Below are 350 nucleotides of genomic sequence, written 5' to 3' on the forward strand. Positions count from 1 at the left end.
GTAAGCGAGTAGCCAGTACCGTCTTGACGGCCGCAGCAGTTACGCTGGCGTAACCAGTTGCTCAGTGACGACCCACGGCATGAGTTCGTCGACGCGGTTGATCGGGTGATCCGCGATGCGTGCGAGCACGAAGCGTAGGTAAGCCTCGGGATCGACGCCGTTGAGTTTTGCCGTGCCGATCAGGCTGTAAATTGCAGCGGCGCGTTCCCCACCTGAGTCAGCACCCGCGAACAGGTAATTACGTCTTCCGATGGCCACCCCGCGCAGCGCACGTTCGACCGGCAGGTTGTCGATCTCCAGTCGTCCGTCGTCGCAATAGCGCGTGAGCGCCTCCCACCGGTTCAGTGCGT

1 protein-coding gene is annotated in these 350 nt (G+C 62.0%); it reads right to left on the reverse strand.

The annotated features are described in order from the left end of the window. Positions 1-39 precede the first annotated feature (39 nt). Positions 40-350: transposase domain-containing protein (locus tag MKD50_RS30645; RefSeq protein ID WP_252669808.1), on the reverse strand; the 311-nt coding region annotated here is incomplete at its 5' end.

Origin of the sequence: Cupriavidus mimosae, assembly GCF_023952485.1 — a bacterium.
GTDB classification, from domain to species: Bacteria; Pseudomonadota; Gammaproteobacteria; order Burkholderiales; family Burkholderiaceae; genus Cupriavidus; species Cupriavidus taiwanensis_C.